The sequence below is a fragment of the Tenacibaculum piscium genome, from assembly GCF_021390755.1.
GTDB classification, from domain to species: Bacteria; Bacteroidota; Bacteroidia; order Flavobacteriales; family Flavobacteriaceae; genus Polaribacter; species Polaribacter piscius.
In genome coordinates this window covers 307,915-323,902 of sequence record NZ_JAJGWR010000003.1, presented here as the reverse complement: position 1 = coordinate 323,902, position 15,988 = coordinate 307,915, and the positions used below count along the sequence as shown (strand labels likewise).

The 15,988-nt window shown below is 30.5% G+C and carries 16 protein-coding genes, 1 tRNA gene and 1 pseudogene; 6 read left to right on the top strand and 12 right to left on the bottom strand.

The annotated features are described in order from the left end of the window. Positions 1 to 109: 109 nt before the first annotated feature. From asd to L0U72_RS07735, 7 genes and pseudogenes are all read right to left on the bottom strand, one after another. Positions 110 to 988: an archaetidylserine decarboxylase gene (gene asd, locus L0U72_RS07765; protein WP_101916770.1), complete on the bottom strand. Its 879-nt coding sequence runs from the start codon at positions 986 to 988 to the stop codon at positions 110 to 112. 33 nt (positions 989 to 1,021) lie between these two features. Next, positions 1,022 to 1,789, bottom strand: a pseudogene (locus L0U72_RS07760) (methylmalonyl-CoA mutase family protein); the annotation flags it as partial. Between the two features lie 74 nt (positions 1,790 to 1,863). Continuing rightward, a complete protein-coding gene (locus L0U72_RS07755; protein ID WP_233898812.1) occupies positions 1,864 to 3,210 on the bottom strand; it encodes a methylmalonyl-CoA mutase subunit beta in 1,347 nt (448 codons plus the stop codon). Next, positions 3,210 to 3,530, bottom strand: coding sequence for an FtsB family cell division protein (locus tag L0U72_RS07750; protein WP_101916767.1), 321 nt, complete (start codon positions 3,528 to 3,530; stop codon positions 3,210 to 3,212). The genes L0U72_RS07755 and L0U72_RS07750 overlap by 1 nt, the downstream gene beginning before the upstream one ends. Beyond that, positions 3,530 to 4,180, bottom strand: a complete 651-nt coding sequence (gene udk, locus L0U72_RS07745) for a uridine kinase (protein WP_256444160.1) — start codon at positions 4,178 to 4,180, stop codon at positions 3,530 to 3,532. The genes L0U72_RS07750 and udk overlap by 1 nt, the downstream gene beginning before the upstream one ends. A 77-nt stretch (positions 4,181 to 4,257) precedes the next feature. Continuing rightward, positions 4,258 to 4,331: transfer RNA gene (locus L0U72_RS07740), tRNA-Thr, on the bottom strand. A 325-nt stretch (positions 4,332 to 4,656) separates the two neighbouring features. Next, positions 4,657 to 4,887: a hypothetical protein gene (locus tag L0U72_RS07735; RefSeq protein ID WP_101902682.1), complete on the bottom strand. Its 231-nt coding sequence runs from the start codon at positions 4,885 to 4,887 to the stop codon at positions 4,657 to 4,659. A 425-nt stretch (positions 4,888 to 5,312) separates the two neighbouring features. Here L0U72_RS07735 and L0U72_RS07730 point away from each other — a divergent pair, with 425 nt between their 5' ends. Next, complete coding sequence (locus L0U72_RS07730) at positions 5,313 to 5,930, top strand: DUF1684 domain-containing protein (protein ID WP_233898811.1); 618 nt, start codon at positions 5,313 to 5,315, stop codon at positions 5,928 to 5,930. Positions 5,931 to 6,074: 144 nt separating this feature from the next. On the opposite strand, the gene L0U72_RS07725 is transcribed toward L0U72_RS07730, so the two are convergent. Then, positions 6,075 to 6,485 (bottom strand): DoxX family protein, encoded by a 411-nt coding sequence (locus L0U72_RS07725; RefSeq protein WP_233898810.1) that lies wholly within the window; start codon positions 6,483 to 6,485, stop codon positions 6,075 to 6,077. A gap of 188 nt (positions 6,486 to 6,673) precedes the next feature. On the opposite strand from L0U72_RS07725, the gene L0U72_RS07720 reads away from it, so the two are divergent. The 5 genes from L0U72_RS07720 to L0U72_RS07700 all read left to right on the top strand — a co-directional run bounded on the left by L0U72_RS07720 (position 6,674) and on the right by L0U72_RS07700 (position 13,010). Then, positions 6,674 to 7,552 carry a helix-turn-helix domain-containing protein gene (locus tag L0U72_RS07720; protein WP_101916766.1) on the top strand — a complete coding sequence of 293 codons (879 nt, stop codon included), beginning with the start codon at positions 6,674 to 6,676 and terminating at the stop codon, positions 7,550 to 7,552. Between the two features lie 111 nt (positions 7,553 to 7,663). Then, on the top strand, positions 7,664 to 9,604 hold the full coding sequence (locus tag L0U72_RS07715; RefSeq protein ID WP_233883681.1) for an oleate hydratase: 1,941 nt from the start codon (positions 7,664 to 7,666) through the stop codon (positions 9,602 to 9,604). 274 nt (positions 9,605 to 9,878) lie between these two features. Further along, positions 9,879 to 10,775, top strand: a complete 897-nt coding sequence (locus tag L0U72_RS07710; protein ID WP_233898809.1) for a 3-hydroxyacyl-CoA dehydrogenase — start codon at positions 9,879 to 9,881, stop codon at positions 10,773 to 10,775. 30 nt (positions 10,776 to 10,805) lie between these two features. Next, the gene (locus L0U72_RS07705; RefSeq protein ID WP_233898808.1) at positions 10,806 to 12,392 is read left to right on the top strand and encodes an oleate hydratase; all 1,587 of its coding nucleotides are present in this window, start codon (positions 10,806 to 10,808) and stop codon (positions 12,390 to 12,392) included. Between the two features lie 63 nt (positions 12,393 to 12,455). Further along, positions 12,456 to 13,010 carry a DUF4833 domain-containing protein gene (locus L0U72_RS07700; protein WP_233898807.1) on the top strand — a complete coding sequence of 185 codons (555 nt, stop codon included), beginning with the start codon at positions 12,456 to 12,458 and terminating at the stop codon, positions 13,008 to 13,010. Positions 13,011 to 13,074: 64 nt separating this feature from the next. On the opposite strand, the gene L0U72_RS07695 is transcribed toward L0U72_RS07700, so the two are convergent. From L0U72_RS07695 to L0U72_RS07680, 4 genes are all read right to left on the bottom strand, one after another. Then, a complete protein-coding gene (locus L0U72_RS07695; protein WP_233898806.1) occupies positions 13,075 to 13,779 on the bottom strand; it encodes a crotonase/enoyl-CoA hydratase family protein in 705 nt (234 codons plus the stop codon). A gap of 31 nt (positions 13,780 to 13,810) precedes the next feature. Next, positions 13,811 to 14,182 (bottom strand): fluoride efflux transporter CrcB, encoded by a 372-nt coding sequence (crcB, locus tag L0U72_RS07690; protein ID WP_101916761.1) that lies wholly within the window; start codon positions 14,180 to 14,182, stop codon positions 13,811 to 13,813. A 97-nt stretch (positions 14,183 to 14,279) separates the two neighbouring features. Next, complete coding sequence (locus L0U72_RS07685; RefSeq protein WP_233898805.1) at positions 14,280 to 15,254, bottom strand: MauE/DoxX family redox-associated membrane protein; 975 nt, start codon at positions 15,252 to 15,254, stop codon at positions 14,280 to 14,282. A 39-nt stretch (positions 15,255 to 15,293) separates the two neighbouring features. After that, the gene (locus L0U72_RS07680; RefSeq protein WP_233883671.1) at positions 15,294 to 15,842 is read right to left on the bottom strand and encodes a DUF1599 domain-containing protein; all 549 of its coding nucleotides are present in this window, start codon (positions 15,840 to 15,842) and stop codon (positions 15,294 to 15,296) included. Positions 15,843 to 15,988: the final 146 nt, after the last annotated feature.

Below are 15,988 nucleotides of genomic sequence, written 5' to 3'. Positions count from 1 at the left end.
TGGCTAATGATTGGCTAAGTATAAAACTCTGCGAATTTACGGATTAAAGTTTTAAAAGGTTACTGTTTTCATCATTTTTAAATGTAATGAAATGTTAAAGTAGCAAGTTTTAAACGCCTATTTTTTCGCCCATTTTCACAAAAGTTTCTATATGATTTTTGGTATTTTTAAGGATATCGGCATCTATTTTGAGTTTATTTTTATCAATAATTAAAACAATTGTTGAGCCACCGAAGGCAAAATAGCCCATTTCGTCGCCTTTTTTTACGGGTTGTTCTTTTTGATAGGTGCTAATAATCGTTCCGACCATCGTAGCGCCAACAGGAGCTACAATAATATCTCCTTTTTCTTGGGATGATAAAATGCAATATTCTCGTTTATTTTCACAAAAAACTTTGGTAAAATTCGATGCCAATGCGTAGGGAGAAACGGAGAAATAACTACCTTTAATTTTGGTCATTTTCGACGGTATTCCTTTAAACGGAAAATGATAGCGATGATAATCATTCGGAGCTAATCGTAAAATAATTAAGGAAGAATTTTCATGTTTTTCGGCTAATATATCATCGGCTAAAAATTCTTTTAGGGTAAATTTTCGTCCTTTTACAAAGAAATTATTGATATCGGCAATATTTTCAAAAGCTAACATTTTTCCATCACCAGGGGAAACGAATCCGTTTTCAATAGGGCGTGCGCCACGTTTTAATTTTCTGTAGAAAAAATCATTAAAAGAGGTATATTTTTCTATTGATTTTTCGGCTTCATTCATATTGATGTCTAATTCTTTTACAAAATCATCAATTTTGGTAACAGAATTCGGTTTGTCCATTAATTTGCCATAATAAGCGGATAAAAATTTACGTTTCACGATCGGTAAAAGTGCCATTTTACCAAACGGATTATGATATAATAATTTCAAAAAACCTTCACCAGGTGGTGTTTCGGTGATTAAGTTTCCAGATTTTCTATCGATAAATTGTATTTTCATAGTTTCGGCTTATTTTTGGGCTTATTTTTTGACTTTATTAATGCCTCCGAGTTCTTGAATTTCGGTAATTAATTTCCATGCTTTATGGGCGATATCTTCTGTTAATTTTTCTAAATGATAACTTCCAGCCCAAGGGTCAATTGTTTTGGTGATATGGGTTTCTTCTTGTAAAAAAAGTTGTGTGTTTCGAGCAATTCGTGCTGAAAAATCATTTGGTAAAGCCGTTGCTTGATCGAATGAATGTGTGTGTAAACTTTGCGTACCTCCAAAAGCAGCCGCCATTGCTTGAATAGTGGTTCGAGTGATGTTATTAAAAGGTTGGTCATCAATCAAAGAAAAATTTGAAGCATTTTTTGTTTCACAATGTAGGTTTAAAATCGATGATTTTGCATCTTTCGGGTTAAATTGTTGTACAATTTTCGCCCATAACATTCTAGCGGTTCTTATTTTTGCAATTTCTTCAAAATGATTCATGCCAACTTCAAAAGAGAAGGTTATTTTTGGAGCAATAGCATCAATATTGATGCCTTTTTTTACGTTTTTTTGTAGCTGTTCTAACCCTTCGGATAAAGCGTAGGCGATTTCAATTTCAGGAGTTTTTAGGGCTTCTTTTTGGTTTGAATTCGTTGATTTTTTCAAGCTCTCCTGATGAATTATCCAAGGTTTTTCAAGATACATTGTTGGAGAAGTACCTCGTAAATAAGGAGGTATTCCTGCAATAAAATCCTCATGTTGTTTGTGTGTAACGTCGGATTTTTTAGGTTGTTGTACTTGTATATTTGATACGTCTTTTCTACTCATTTTTATTTTCTACTTACTACTTATAGCTCGTTATTTACTATTTTTTACTTTTCTTTATATTTTTTGCTGATTTTTTATTCGTTTTCTAAGCGTTTTTGTTCTAATTTTTCAGTGATTCTTTTTTGAATAATAGGTTGAATACGTGTTTTTTCGTGTCTGATTCGTACAAAAGGGAAAAGCGGTATTTTATTTTTCATTCGATTTTTCGGATTTTGTATTGTATTAGAACCTATCAAAACAAGTTTTCCAGCATCAAAATTTTCTTGTTCTTTTGTTGCTGATTCTCTAATTTTTCGTTGAATAATCCCTTGTTTTAATTGTTTTAAAAAACCGCCTCCTTTTTCGATTGTTTTAAAAACGGTCAGGGCATTTTGTACTAATTGTTGGGTAATCGATTCGATATAATACGTGCCATCTGCAAAATTTTGAGCTTCTGCAAAACCACTTTCTTGCTGTAAAATAAGCAATTGATTCCTAGCAATTCGTTGTGTAAATTCGTTAGAATGATTAAAAAAATCATCATAAGAAACATTGCTAATTGTATCGGCACCGCCTAAAATCGCACTCATACATTCCGAAGTTGTACGCACCATATTGATATGATAATCGTACAATGTTTTATTGCGTAAACTTGGTTGTACAAATAGATGTGCTTGTTGATTTTCAACATTATATTCTTTTAAAAGGGCGTTCCATAAAATTCGAAAGGCGCTAAGTTTTGCGATTTCAAAAAAATAATCACTTCCTACCGAAAAATTAAAATGTATTTTATGAGCGATTTCACTTCCAAAATAATTCAAATATTCATTGGCGTGTGCAAGTGCATAGGCGAGTTGTTGCGTGTAATTTGCTCCTGAATTTTGATATATCGAAGTATGAATACAAACGCTATTCTTTATTTTTGATATAATTTTTTCAAATTCTTTAAAATCGTTATTTGTGTTATTGAACCAATTTCCAGTGGCAACTAAATTACCAATAATATCGATATTAAAATAACATTTTTCACTGTTGATAAATGTTGCTAATTCGAGAACAAAATTGGCATCTAAGAATTTAAAATTAAAATAAAGTGTGGTATTTTTTAAGTCAATATCTTTTAAAAGAGTTTTATAGTCGAAGGGTTTTTTGGCTTTAAATTCAATGGCTTTTGCCCCTTTCTTTAACGAATCGATAGCAAAAATACGAGCTTCTTCGATGGCTGTAATATAAATTGATTGACAAATAGTAAAGCCTTTTTCGGGCATGTTTATTACTGTATTTGTCTGATCTTCTTTAGTATAAAAAGGTTTAACCGTAATTCCTTGGTCGGTTTTCCAAAGCAGGGTATTGTAATCAGCTCCTTTGAGTGCCACCTGAATTTGTTGTTTCCATTGTGCGGGGCTACTTTTGTTGAATTCGTTAAATAAATAATCGCTCATTATTTTGGAATTGTATCAAATTCTATAATATAAATATCTTCATTTTCTTTTTTCATCAAATATTTTTCACGTGCGTAGCGTTGCAATTCGATAGAATTTTGAAGATTTTGTATTGTTTTTTTATCGGCACTAATTTTCTTTTGATGATAGTCAATCCAAACTTCTAATTTTTCAATTTCTTTATTAAATTCTCGGTGAGTTAGGTAGGAATTTTCATCAAAAAAAAGCATCCATGTAATAAATATGGTTAAAATAATAACATAGGTATTTGTTGCTATTTTAAAGGGTATTTTATTTTTTATTGATTTTAGATTCATCATTATAAACGTTCGCTGATTACGGTTCTAACAATATCAATAGCCACATTATTATGTTTATCGTTGGGGATAATAATATCGGCATAATTTTTTGTAGGTTCAATAAATTGTTGATGCATTGGTTTAAGCGTATTTTGATATCTGCTTAAAACTTCGTCAACATCACGACCTCTTTCTTTAATATCTCTACGAACTCGTCTTATGAGTCGTTCATCAGCATCAGCATGTACAAAAACTTTTATATCACAAAGATTTCTTAGTTTTTCGCTATTAAAAATTAAGATTCCTTCTACAATAACAACTTTTCTTGGATGTGTTTTTACGGTATCTTTAGTTCTATTGTGCGTAACGAATGAATAAATAGGTTGTTCAATAATTTGATTATTTTTCAGCTTATTTAGATGTGTAACGAGCAGTTCAAAATCGATGGCTCTAGGATGGTCGAAATTAATATTGGTTCGTTCTTCATAGCTTAAGTTTTCGGTTTCACTATAGTAAGAATCTTGAGAAATAATACATACTTCATCTTGTGGAAGTTCATTAATTATTTTGTTTACAACAGTAGTTTTACCACTACCGGTTCCGCCAGCGATACCGATTACAAATATATTTTTCATGGAGGCGTGTTTTATTAAGCTAAATAATGAAAGCAAATTTAGGGAAAAAATTAGGAAAATAAGGGCATAAAAAAAGTGCTAACCGTTAAGTTAGCACTTTTTATTTTATTTTGAGCCGATGGAGGGACTCGAACCCACGACCTGCTGATTACAAATCAGCTGCTCTAGCCAGCTGAGCTACATCGGCTTGTTTGCCCTTAAAAGCGATGCAAATATAGTATCTTTTTAGAAACTGACAAACTTTTTTTTATTTTTTTAGATGATTTTTATGTTATTTTTTCTTCTGATTTGTTAACTCATTGTTTTATATGTGAATACGTGTTTTATTTTTTTAAAAAAAAATAAAAAAACTTCTGAAAAAAGGAATACGAAAACTAAAAATAACTAAAAAAGTTCTAGCATTAGGCTAGAACTTTTTTTCAAGAATAAATAGTATCAAGAATAATAAATGATGAGTAAACTATTCAATATAACAATAAACGTAGATTACGTTACATTTATTGTCTTTAAATTTATGCAGTTAAAGGTTTCCCTTTTAATCGTTTTTCAATTCGTTGTTTTACAACAGTTAATCGTTTCATTGCATCCATTAACGCAACATCTTTGGTTTCTTTATATACTTCGTTTATCTCTAGTATTAGAGATTTTACTTCTCTTGAAGCTAATATTCTATCACTAGTAGTAATAAATTTGAATTTTCGGTGTTCAAATTCGTCTGCTTTACTAATTAATTCTGAATTCATAAAATACTTACTTATTTAATTAAATTATCCTTTAAAATTCTAGTTTCGTAATTAATTTTGGTCAAAAAAAGATTAAAAACTAAAATAAAATGGGGGGCAAATATATATTAATCTTTTATTAACTTGTAACAAAACAATACAATTGTTTTATTTATATATAAATTTTCTTTATATAGTTCATTATAGTAAGAACGGCTCTTTTTATTACGCAACTATCGATTTTGTTAAGCTAAATATAAGTATTTTATATTTAAATATAAGATTTATTAGCAGAACTTTAACAGATTAGGGTAATTTCATATTAATAATACGGTTAATTAAGTAGGAAATTAAGAGGTAAAGTAGCTTTGAAAGCTAGTTATTCTTGGTTATATTTACTGATAATTTTAAGATATTTTAATAAAATAAACAATCAGTTATTAGGTATGAATAGTGGTATAAGAAAAATTTTAGTAATTATTTTTGTAATCGTGTTACAATCTTGTAATAGTCAGCAGAAAAGAAAAGTTTTAGGAAATTCTGCATTTCAAAAAGAACTAAATTCTGAGTTTAAAGATGCGTCAAAATCACCTTTAACCAAAAGAGGTTTGCGAAAATTTAAAGGATTGGATTTTTTCAAAATTGATGATATATATAAAGTTACGGCAAAAATCGTTAAAACGCCCGATGCTCCGAATTTTCATTTTCCAACGACAAAAGGAACGGTTGTGGTTTACAAAAAATATGGAATTGTTTCGTTTAAAATTGCTGATAAAAATTTTGAACTCGCTATTTATAAGGATATAAAACCGAGTGAAAAATTTCAAAATCATTTATTTTTGCCTTTTTTTGATAAAACAAATGGAAAAACAAGTTATGAAGGCGGTCGTTTTATCGATGTTTTAACGACCGATGAAACTCAAAACGGCACTATTTTGATTGATTTTAATGAAGCTTACAATCCGTATTGTGCGTATAGTAATCGGTATTCTTGCCCAATCACACCAAGAGATAATTATTTAGATATCGAAATAAATGCAGGCGTAAAGGCATATAAAAAGTAAAAATACATCGAGAATTGTATCGAGAAATTGAACTTTTTTATGTTGATGAATTTTAAAGTTAAAAAAGCTCTCGATACAATTTCTTTGAAAGAAAAAAATCACTGGAATTTAGCGTTTTTATGATTTTTTACTTCTTGTAATTTTTTAATTATTGTTGATAACAATAGTGTTAGAAATTTCTTTATATATTTTCCAAGACCAAGCGATAAATAAAAATTGAAAAGGAACTCTAATTAACGCTGCCGTATGTGAACCAATCGCAGGAGTGGAAGAGAATACATCCCAAATATGAATAGGTAAAAATAAAAGCATCAAATAAAATATTCCTAAAGCGCCCATTTTTGCATATTTCTTATTCAAAAATAATAATATTCCTAAACCAATTTCTAAAATTCCTGATAGATAAATAATCGTTATCGGAAACGGTAAAAATGAAGGCACAAAAGGCAGGTAAAAAGTTGGTTTTATAAAATGTTGTACACCGCCAAATATCATAAATACTGCTAGAAGTATTTTTAATACATTCCAAAATCGTTGTTTTTTTGTCATCATCATTTGAGTTTTATACTTTTCTATTCCGCAAGATACAAAAAAGAATGATTATTCATTTTCTTTATTGATGTTTTTGAAATCAGCTTTATTTTTTATAAATTTAAGTAAGAATATCGCTCTCAAATAGTTTATTTTTAAAATTGTTTTTAGAGGCTATTTTTTAAATTGAAAAAAATCAATAAAACGAATTAATGAAAAATCAGAAAAATTACGAAAATTTACAAGACACCCTTTCTTTTTTTAATATTGATTGTCATAACTCTTATTATATATCTTCGGGAAAATCAATTTTTAAATTTCCAGAAAATCCATTTCGCATGGATTATTACGCCTTTTGCATTTGCACAGATGGCGAAATTGATTTAGAAATTAATGCCATTAATTATAAAATAAGAAAGGGGAGTGTTTTTTGTTCTGCGCCTTCTACGATTGTCCATTTTTTAAATGCAAGTCCTAATTTTAAAATTCAAACCGTATTTTTTGAAAAGAATTTTTTACTGACCAATATTTCCGATCCGTTTATTATTGAAAAAATGGCGTTGTTTCAACAAAGTTCGTATTCGGTGTTGCATACATCGGAAGAAAATACGCAAAATTTATTGAAAATTATCAATACGATAAAAGAAAAAGAACAGTGTAAAAGTATATTTACCAAACAAATGATTCGTGTTTTAATTTTTAATCTGCTTTTAGAAATTGCCGAAATTATCCAACAGAAAACACCAAATATAATAGCTTGTAAAGATGTAAAAACAACTATTTATCTGCGTTTTAATAAATTGGTACAAGAATGTATTTTAGAAGAGAAATCAGTTGGTTTTTATGCCAGTGAATTGTGTATTTCTAATAAATATTTAATCGAAATTACTAAGAAAAATGTTGGAAAAACACCACATCAAATTATTGAAGAAGCTTTGCTAAAAGAAGCGTTAGTTTTATTAGGAAATCCTGCTTTATCAATTTCTGAAATTGCGTATCAACTTCAATTTAATTCTATTTCGGCTTTTGGGCGATTTTTTAAACGACAAACAACAAGTTCGCCATCTTCATACAGAAATACTAAAAAGTAAGAAACTATAATTTAAGGATACTATTGCTGAATTTTGGGATACAAGTTAATTTAAGGATAGTGGTAACTTTGGATAACAAAGAATTAAACACTCAATTAAATACTATCTGAAATGAAAAAAGACACTTCAAAATTTGACAAAGTATTAAATGTTTCTCCTTTTCTAGGAAAGGTAAATCACACTCCAGATGCGAGTAAAGATGTAGTTCATAATTCAAAAGATATTCCGATGCCTTTTGCTGATTTAACAGGAAATTATCAGCGAAATAAAGGGATTCCTTCAAAATCATTTAAAGATAGCAAAGTTTATATTGTAGGAAGTGGAATTGCAGGATTATCAGCGGCTTATTATTTTATTAGAGACGGACATTTTTCAGGAGAAAACATTGTTTTTTTAGATAAATTATCAGTAGAAGGCGGTTCGCTTGACGGTGCAGGAAATGCCGAAGAGGGTTATATTATCCGAGGTGGACGAGAAATGGAAATGACCTATGAAAATTTATGGGATATTTTTCAAGACATTCCAGCCCTTGAAATGCCCGCTCCTTATAGTGTTTTAGACGAATATCGTTTGTTAAATGACAACGACCCGAATTATTCAAAAGCGCGATTAATTCATAATAAAGGAGAAATTCAAGATTTTAGCAAATTCGGTTTGGATAAAAAAGACCAACTTGCTATTGTAAAATTATTGTTGAAAAAGAAAGAAGAATTAAACGATTTATCTATTGAAGATTATTTTAGTGAATCATTTTTACAAAGTAATTTTTGGTTTTTATGGCGTACCATGTTTGCTTTTGAAAACTGGCATAGTTTATTAGAATGTAAATTATACATGCACCGTTTTTTACATACTCTTGACGGAATGAAAGATTTATCATGCTTAGTTTTCCCGAAATACAATCAATATGATACGTTTGTAAAACCTTTAACCGAACATTTAAAATCGAAAGGCGTAACCATTCAGTTTGATACGCTTGTAAAAGATTTAGACATCCGAATTAATACCGAAGGCAAAGTTGTACAAGGAATTATCACCGAACAAAACGGTAAAGATGTCGTTATTCCTGTAACAAAAAACGATTATGTAATTGTTACTACAGGTTCTATGACCGAAGATACGTCGTATGGAACGAACACAAAACCAGCGATTGAAACTATTGATAACAGCCAAAGCGGAAAAAGTGACGGTTGGAAATTATGGAAAAATTTAGCTGCGAAATCGTCTGATTTTGGAAAACCTGAAAAGTTTTGTGGAAATATAGAAAAATCGGCTTGGCAATCGGCAACCTTAACGTGTCGCCCTTCCGATTTGACCGAAAAATTTAAAGAATATTGTGTAAACGATCCGTATTCAGGAAAGGCAGCCACAGGAGGAATTGTAACCATTACCGATTCTAATTGGTTGATGAGTTTTACCATTAATCGCCAACCGCATTATCCAACGCAACCCGACGATATTTTAGTGGTTTGGGTGTATGCTTTATATATTGATAAAGAAGGAAATCATGTACAAAAAAGGATGCCTCAATGTACAGGAAATGAAATTTTATCAGAATTATGTTTTCATTTAGGTTTAGAAAATCAACTTGAAAATGTGATAGAAAATACGATTGTTCGCACTGCTTTTATGCCGTATATTACGTCAATGTTTTTGCCTAGAGCTACTGGCGATAGACCTCAAATTGTGCCTAACGGATGTAAAAATTTAGGACTTGTCGGACAATTTGTAGAAACGAATAATGATGTTGTTTTTACGGTAGAATCATCAGTAAGAACCGCAAGAACAGCGGTTTATAAATTGATAAATTCAAACAAACAAGTACCAGATATTGCTTCAACTCAATATGATATTCGTCAAATATTAAAAGCGACGAAAGCTTTAAATGATAATAAACCTTTTCCTGGAGAAAGTATTTTAAAACGCGTGTTAAAAAATACTTATTTTGAACATATTTTACCAATTGATGTTGAAGAAGCACCAGAAGAACATCATGAATCTTTTATTGCAGAACAATTTGAAAAATTACAAGATTGGGCAAAAAATCTTTAAATTAAAATCATAGAGTCTGTTTAAATTTCCTCTGAAAAAAAAATATAACATAAAAATAAGGAATCGAATCCGTCAAACTGAATTTATTTCAGTTTCACATCCTGATTTGCCGTAGTTCTCCTGTTGATGCGATGCTGAAATAAATTCAGCATGACGAGAATTCAGTTTTAATTTAATTTTTAAACAGATTCATAATTATTTAATTCATAATAAAAAAAAGGGATTTGTTGTTTATCAAATCTCTTTTTTATCAAATTTCAAAAAAATACACAAGATGAATTACAAAAATATTACTGTAGCAGGAAGTGGCGTTTTAGGCTATCAAATAGCATTTCAAGCAGCTTTTCATAAATTTAACGTAACCGTTTACGATATTAACGATGAAATGTTAGCAAAGGCAAAAGCTAAATTTCCAAAAATGTGTGAAGCTTTTCAAAGAGATTTAAACGCTTCGGATGCTGATTTGGCTGTTGCTTTTGATAATTTAAAATACAGTTCAAATTTAGTAGATGCCGTAAAAGATGCCGATTTATTAATTGAAGCTGTTCCAGAAAATCCAGCTATTAAAATAGATTTTTATACAAAACTAGCAAAAGTTGCCGTTAAAAAAACGGTATTTGCAACTAATTCCTCTACACTTTTGCCGAGTCAGTTTGCTGAGGTTACAGGGCGTCCTTCTCAGTTTTTAGCGCTTCATTTTGCCAATGATATTTGGAGAAATAATACGGCAGAAATTATGGGACATTCAGCAACAAATCCTGAAATATTTAACGATGTGGTAGCTTTTGCAAAAGCCATTGGAATGTTAGCATTACCTTTGCAGAAAGAGCAACCAGGTTATATTTTGAACTCGTTATTAGTGCCTTTTTTAGGTGCGGCTACCGATCTTTTAGTAAAGGAAGTTGCCGAGCCTCAAACTATCGATAAAACTTGGATGAAAGCTACAGGAGCACCCATCGGACCTTTTGCAATTTTAGATATTGTCGGAATTAATACCGTGTATAATATCAATAAAATGGCTTCTGAAAAATCAAAAAACCCGTTGAAAATTAAAACAACCGAATTTTTAAAAGAAAATTTTATCGATACCAATAAATTAGGCGTTTCAACTGGTGAAGGTTTTTATACATATCCGAATCCAGCGTATAAAGAAGATGATTTTTTAAGTTAATATCAAAATAAAATTAAAACACAATTTTCAATGAATACAAATCCAGAAAATCAAAAAGCATATTTCATTGGTGGTGGAATCGGTTCATTAGCAGGAGCTGTTTTTTTAATCAGAGATGGAAAATTGTTAGCAAATAATATTACAATTTTTGAAAGTTTACCGAATTTAGGCGGGAGCATGGACGCTTTTGGAAATCCTGAAAATGGTTACATTATGCGTGGAGCTCGTATGCTAACCATGAATATTTATGAATGTACATGGGCGTTGTTTAAAACAATTCCTTCACTAACGGATCCTAATAAATCGGTATATGAAGAAACACGTACGTTTAATGAGCGTATAAAATCCGACGCAAAAGCACGGCTTATCGATAAAAATAGAGCAATTATTGATGCTTCAAAATTAGGTTTTTCAATATCTGATAGAATAGAATTACTCAAATTAAGTGAAGCATCTGAAGAAAAATTAGAAAATACGTGCATTTCAGATTGGCTTTCGCCTTCTTTTTTTGAAACTAATTTCTGGTTTATGTGGCGTACTACTTTTGCTTTTTCTCCTTGGCATAGTGCTGTAGAATTTAAACGCTATTTGCATCGATTTATGCAAGAGTTTTCCGAAGTAGAAACTATGTCGGGCGTAAGACGTACGGTTTATAATCAATACGATTCGATGATTCGTCCTTTGGAAATTTGGCTCGAATTACAAGGCGTGAATTTTAAAAAAGGCTGTACCGTAACCGATTTACAAACCGAAATTAATAAAAATAAAGAAATTGTTGCTACTGGTTTTGAGTATCTAGAAGCCGAAAAAAAACATCAAATTAGTGTCGAAGAAAATGATGTTGTATTTTTTCAAAATGGTTCGATGACCGATGCGTATAGCCTTGGTTCTATGAAAAAATCTCCAAAACCATTGACCAAAAAAATAAGTAAAGGTTGGGAGCTTTGGGAAAAATTAGCTCAAAAACATCCAGAATTTGGAAATCCAGCAAACTTTAATTCAAGTATTCCAGAAACTTCGTGGGAATCCTTTACGGTTACCTTAAAAGACACCGCTTTTTTTGATAAAATGGAAGCTTTTTCAGGAAATAAAGCAGGAACAGGAAGCCAAGTTACGCTTAAAGATTCGAATTGGTTTTTAAGTTTTGCTTTAAATAGTCAACCACATTATCGAAATCAACCTACGGAAGTACAGGTTTTTTGGGCGTATGGATTGCATCCCGATCGTGTCGGAAATTTTGTAGCAAAACCAATGACGGAATGTTCAGGTGAAGAAATTCTTCAAGAACTTTGCGGACATTTAAAATTTGATTACGATACCGTATTTGCCAATGCGATTTGTATTCCGTGCCGTATGCCGTATATTACCAGTATGTTTATGCCTCGAAAAAAAGGAGATAGACCTTTACCTGTGCCTAAAAATTCTAAAAATTTAGCTTTTGTAAGTCAATTTGTTGAAATTCCTGATGATGTCGTTTTTACAGTCGAATACTCGATTCGAGCAGCACAAATGGCAGTGTATCAGCTTTTAAATATACATGATGAAATTCCACCAATAACGCCTCATGACCAAACATTAAAAGTTAAAATGGAAACAATTATCAAAGCTTTTGAGTAATTTTTTTATCCTTATAAATAATCTAAAACAGTCAATAAACAGTCAAGAAATAATCAAAATATAATGAAAAAAATAAACCCTTCTTTTTTGTTATTCCTAAATTATTTTTTGGCTGTTTTTCTAGTATTTTATAGTGATACAATTCTTGCTCAAGAAAATTATCCTGTGCCAGAAAAAACAAAAAACCTTCTTTTTTACATTCAACATAGCAATAATTATAATACCTATTTATATGATATCAATAGGAATGAAGCCTTTGTAAATAAAGAGTTTCCAATAAAAGAATATCGTATTTTGTATGCGAAAGATGGAAGTAAAAAAGAGTTAACAACCTTGCAGAAAAAATTAGCATACGGTGTTATTATAGAAAGATTAGCCGTTAATTTATATAAATTTAGGCTTGTTGCTACTGATGCGCTATTTTTTTATTTAACCATTGATAAGGCTCAAAATGGGCATGTTTATACGATGGTAAATAATCGAAAAATGTATGTTGATAAGTTGTTTCTTCAATTTGAAGATACGGCTTTTGGAAAAAATATTAAAACGAAATATATTCTTTTTTATGGTGAAGATTTTCAAACTCGAAAAAAAATAGTAGAAAAATATAGAATGTAATCAGCAAAAAAGAGATTATAATGGGCGAACACATAGGTTGTTCACCCATACGAAATAATTTTTTTTATTTTGATGGCGGATTTAAGCCTTCTTTACTATCTTTTTTGATGGCTTTTTCCAAAGATTTCAAAACTGTTTTTCGAACTTTTAATTTAGTTTGATGATGTGCTTTTGGGTTTAATGTTGCAAACATTTCTGCAATTTTAATCGCCGTTGGTAATACCTGATTTTCAGGAACAATTGTATCTAAAAAACCAGCAGTTACCGCATCTTCTGGCGAGTACATTTCCGAATTATTGACACTTCGATTCAAATACGTAGGCGTTAAACGACCTTTGGCAATTACAATTCCTGCATTGTGCATGGTCATTCCAATTAATACTTCATTGAATCCTATTTTAAAAGCACCTTTTGCACCAATTCTATAATCCGAAGAAAGTAACAAAAATGCGCCTTTTGCAATGGCATGACCTGTACAAGCTACAAGTATCGGAAATGGAAATGATAACATTCTGTGCGATAAAGTTGAACCTTTTGTTACCAATTCTAAAGCAGATTCTGGTGAAGTTGTCATACTTTTTAAATCATATCCAGCAGAAAAAATGCCCGATTGTCCTGTTAAAATAACCACTTTTTTTTGAGTTTCTGCTTTGTCTAAAAATTTATTTAAAGAATCAATTACTTCGTGAGAAATGGCGTTTACTTTTCCGTTTTTAAGCGTAATAATTGCGTACTTTTCAGTAGATGAATAGTCTATTAATTCGTTCATAATCTGTTATTTTTTTAATTTTTAAATAAATTTAACTAAATTTAACCAAGAATATTCCTGCAAAAACAGCTAAAAATCCTACGATAAAACTCGCAATGGTATAAAAGGCAAATGTTGTAAAATCGCCTGCTTTTAGAAATACATGATTTTCATACGCAAAACTTGAAAAAGTAGTAAATCCACCGCAAAAACCAGTGGCTAATAACAACGTATGATTTTGGGTTACTGTATCATTTTTAGCAGCAACTCCTAAAATAAAACCAATCAGTAAACTTCCTAAAATATTTGCGGTAAAAGTACCATACGGAATTCCTGTTTGTTGATTATTTAAAAGTTTTCCGATTAAAAATCGTAAAACACTTCCAAAGCCACCGCCAATAAAAACGAGTAATAATTGTTTCATTTTGTTGTTAAATATTTTTGATAAATCAGCTCTTTGCTAAAATAACAAAACCTCACCGAAAGGATGAGGTTTTGTTATCTAAAAAAACATAAAGTTGTTATTTTAAAGTAACATCTTCGGCATCTGTCCAATTCCATTTGCCTACAATAATTCCTTTTTCAACCGTAACAATTCCTGGGTTTGCTCGAATCACTGTTTTTAACGCCGTTTCATCACAAAAACCAAAGGTATATGGCATGTTAAATTCCTTTTGAGTAAGGGCTAAATCTTCAATATAAGAAGCCGTTAATACATAAATTTCATAGCCTTTTGCCTTGGCAGTATTTGCAATTTCTGATACCGCTACAATCCCTTCTTTTTCAGATTTATCAAAATTAGACATGATAATTAACATCGCTTTCTCTTTAGATAACATCGTTTCTAATAAATCTCCTTCATCCGTTTCAATCATAAAATCATGGATTGGCGGAATATTATCACCACCTTCTTGATATTTCATGCCTTGTGCAATATCAGTTCCTACGGCGTAGGCTCTAAAATCAATAATTGGCAAATGTTCTAAAACCTGATACACAATTCCAAAGGATACTAACAACGCTGTATAAGTCGTCATTAATCCTATTTTATTGGAAAATAATGGCTTAATATATCGTAATCCGAGGATTAAAATACCGATAAAAACCATAAATACAATATTTTTATAGAAGGTTTCTTTTGGTGTTAATTTTAAAGCATCACCAAAACAACCGCAATCGGTAACTTTGTTGTACGTGTAGGAATACCAAGTTAGAAATAAGAAAACCAAATTAATTCCAAATAAACTCCAAACCGTTAATTTAGGTTTGTAACCCACTAAAAGCATTACGCCTAAAATCAATTCAATAACAATTAAAAGAATGGAAAATGGTAAGGCAAATGGAATTAGAAATTCTAAATTTAAAACATCTTCACTGAAATATTCTTCAAATTTATATTGAGAACCAATAGGATCGACTAATTTTACAAATCCTGAATAAATAAATAAAAATCCGACTAATATTCTTGAAATATGGGTGATTATTTTTAAAATCATAATAGTATGTATGTTTTAAGTTAAAATGTTAATTCATAGCTAATTTGTAGCTAATTCTGAATGAAGAATTAATGCAAAAATAGCATAATTAATCATATCTTGATAATTGGCATCAATTCCTTCAGAAACTAAGGTTTTTCCTTGATTATCTTCAATTTGTTTTACGCGAAGTAATTTTTGAAGAATTAAATCGGTTAAAGATGAAATTCTCATTTCTCGCCATGCTTCGCCATAATCATGGTTTTTATTTTCCATCAATTCTTTACTTATTTTGATATGTTTATCATATAAATCAACGGCTTTTTTTGTGGTTAAATCGGGTTTTTCAACAACGCCTAATTCGAGTTGAATCAGTGCCATAATTGCATAATTGATAATCCCAATAAATTCTGATTTTTCGCCTTCATCTACTTTTCGCTCAGTATTTTCCTGTAATTGGCGGATGCGTTGTGCTTTGATAAAAATCTGGTCAGTTAATGACGGAAGTCTTAAAATTCGCCAAGCACAGCCATAATCGCTCATCTTTTTGATAAACAAATTCTTACATTCTTCTGTTACGGCATCGTATTGTTTGGACGTTTTTTGCATTTTATTTTTTAATAAGTAATCCTTCAAAAGTAGTAAATATTACAGCGATTTCGCGTATTTTTACTCTTAAAATCGTTTTAAAGAGTTCTTAAAACTGCTTAAAACCTTTTTGAACTTCTGAAAATAGTTAAAAAGATATAAAAATT